We start from the raw sequence: 2,547 nt of genomic DNA, 5'->3' as shown, positions 1-2,547 counted from the left end.
TATAAGCGCCGGAGCAATAATGCCCCCCTGGAGCGACCGAATTCCTCGGTTGCGCCGGTCCGAAAGTGTACCGGCTAAAGCCTTCCACTCGATCTGCTGGTAAAGAGCCGGTCGCAAGGAAGGGAGGGGGGATGTACCACGTGGAGATTTATCAGCGAGTCCGGCGAGCCTGCCACGTTGAAGGGATGAGTATCCGCCAAGCAGCCAAATTCTTTGGGCTACACCGGAAAACCATTTCAAAATTCCTCAGTTTTTCCATCCCTCCGGGCTACCAACGGTCGAAGCCGATTTATTCTCCTAAGTTAGGAGAATTTACAGGCATCATCGATGCGATCCTTGCCGACGACAAGCTTCGCCCCAAGAAACAGCACCACACGTCCAAGCGCATTCTGCAGCGCCTGCGAGGGGAGCATGGGTTTACCGGTGGCTATACCATCGTAAAGGACTACGTGCGTGAGCAAACCTTGCGCTCTCAGGAGATGTTCATCCCTTTGGTGCATCCCCCGGGTCATGCCCAAGCAGACTTTGGCGAAGCCGTAGTAGTAATAGGTGGCATAGAGCAAAAAGCTCACTTCTTTGCTTTTGATCTCCCTCACAGCGACGCCTGCTTCGTCAAAGCTTACCCTGCAGAGACAACTGAAGCTTTCTGTGATGGACACAATTCAGCTTTTGCGTTCTTTGGAAGCGTGCCTCAGTCCATCCTTTACGACAACACCAAGATCGCAGTTGCTCGAATTCTTGGCGATGGTAAGCGTGTACGCTCACGCATATTTAGTGAGTTACAGTCTCACTATTTGTTTGATGATCGCTTCGGTCGTCCTGGGAAGGGCAATGACAAGGGCAAGGTGGAAGGCTTGGTGGGTTTTTCTCGCCGCAACTTTATGGTCCCAATTCCGCATTTCCCAAGCTATGAGGCTTTCAATGAATATCTTGAAGCCTGCTGCCGAAAGCGACTAGCAGAAAAGCTTCGTGGCCACAGTGAAACCATTGGGCAAAGACTTCAACGTGACTTGTCGGCTTTTTTACCTTTACCGACAACACCTTATGACGCGTGCATCAAGTTCCCAACAAAAGTAAGTTCTTTTTCGTTGGTTCGTTACAAGACAAACGACTACTCCGTACCTACAATATACGGACACCGAGACGTGCTGATCAAGGCGTATGTTGACGAGATCATGGTCTGTTGTGGCAGTGAGTGTATCGCTAGACATGCGCGTTCGTACGATAAAGAAGATTTTATATTTGATCCGCTGCACTATCTAGCACTGCTAGAGAGGAAGATTAACGCGCTGGACCAGGCGGCTCCGCTTGCCGGCTGGCAACTCCCTGAATGCTTTTCCTCTCTCCGCCGATTGCTTGAAAGCCGCATGGGCACTGCCGGCAAGCGAGAATATGTTCAGGTACTGCGCTTGATGGAGATGTTTTCTCCCGAACAAGTCGAAACAGCGATCAAGCAGGCCCTGAAACTGGGGGCAATCGGCTTTGATGCCGTTAAACATCTACTGCTGTGCATCATTGAACGTAAGCCGCCTCGGCTCGATCTTGATGTCTATCCTTATCTTCCTAATGCCAAAGTCCTGACGACAAAAGCCAACGCCTATTCGTCGCTACTGAAGAAGGTGGCGGCATGAGCGAACAACCACAGCTACTCTTGGCGCATCACTTAAAATCCTTAAAGTTGCCGACATTCTCCAGGGAATACGACAAGGTTGCCCAACAGTGCGCTGCCGAAGGAATGGATTATGCCCGCTACCTGCTACGTTTGGCAGAGTTGGAGTTAATCGAACGTGAACGGCGGATGGTAGAACGACGAATTCGTGAAGCGAAGTTCCCAGCCGTAAAAAGTCTGGACAGTTTTGATTTCCGAGCTTTGCCCAGTATCAACAAGCCTCTGGTCAACGAACTTGCCCGATGCGAATACATTTTACGCCGAGAAAATATCATTGCCCTCGGCAATAGTGGCACGGGTAAAACACACTTGGTCCTTGGACTTGGACTTGCTGCATGTCAGAAGGGCCTTTCAGTGGGCTTTGTCACGGCGGCGTCACTAGTCCATGAGTTGATGGAGGCAAGGGATGAGAAGCGATTGCTACGTATGCAGAAACAGCTTGCAGGGTACAAGTTGCTTATCATTGATGAGCTTGGATTTGTGCCGTTGTCAAAAGTAGGGGCCGAGCTTCTGTTTGAGGTTTTCAGCCAACGATATGAACGTGGATCAATCGCTGTTACAAGCAATTTGCCATTTGATGAATGGACAGAGGTTTTTGGTTCAGAGCGCTTGACTGGAGCATTGCTAGACCGTCTCACGCATCATGTGCATATCCTGGAAATTAACGGTGACAGTTACAGGCTTAACCAAAGCAAAATGAAGCTTCGTCCGGCTCAAAGACCATCTCTTGAGGATAACGGACAAAATCCAGAGCCTTCCCCAAGGTAAAGAACCGAGATATCAAATCGACAGAAAGGGCCCCTCGGGGCCCTTTCTCTGACAACGGGTGGTACACTTTTACTCCGGCCAGCCGGTACACTTTCTCTCCGCCCTTGACA

At 50.3% G+C, this 2,547-nt stretch carries 2 protein-coding genes; both read left to right on the top strand.

From position 1 onward, the window contains the following. The first annotated feature begins 131 nt into the window (after positions 1–131). Positions 132–1,631 (top strand): IS21 family transposase, encoded by a 1,500-nt coding sequence (gene istA / locus GTA51_RS20235; RefSeq protein WP_160964288.1) that lies wholly within the window; start codon positions 132–134, stop codon positions 1,629–1,631. Then, positions 1,628–2,437 carry an IS21-like element helper ATPase IstB gene (gene istB, locus GTA51_RS20230; RefSeq protein ID WP_160964287.1) on the top strand — a complete coding sequence of 270 codons (810 nt, stop codon included), beginning with the start codon at positions 1,628–1,630 and terminating at the stop codon, positions 2,435–2,437. Before istA ends, istB begins: the two co-directional genes overlap by 4 nt. The last annotated feature ends 110 nt before the right edge of the window (positions 2,438–2,547 follow it).

It is taken from the genome of Solidesulfovibrio aerotolerans, assembly GCF_009856865.1.
Lineage (GTDB): Bacteria > Desulfobacterota > Desulfovibrionia > Desulfovibrionales > Desulfovibrionaceae > Solidesulfovibrio > Solidesulfovibrio aerotolerans.
This window is presented reverse-complemented; position numbering and strand designations above follow the sequence as displayed.

Excerpts from the sequence above, each read along its gene's own strand:
- istA (WP_160964288.1), top strand. The coding sequence starts at position 132 with ATGTACCACGTGGAGATTTATCAGCGAGTCCGGCGAGCCTGCCACGTT.
- istB (WP_160964287.1), top strand. The coding sequence starts at position 1,628 with ATGAGCGAACAACCACAGCTACTCTTGGCGCATCACTTAAAATCCTTA.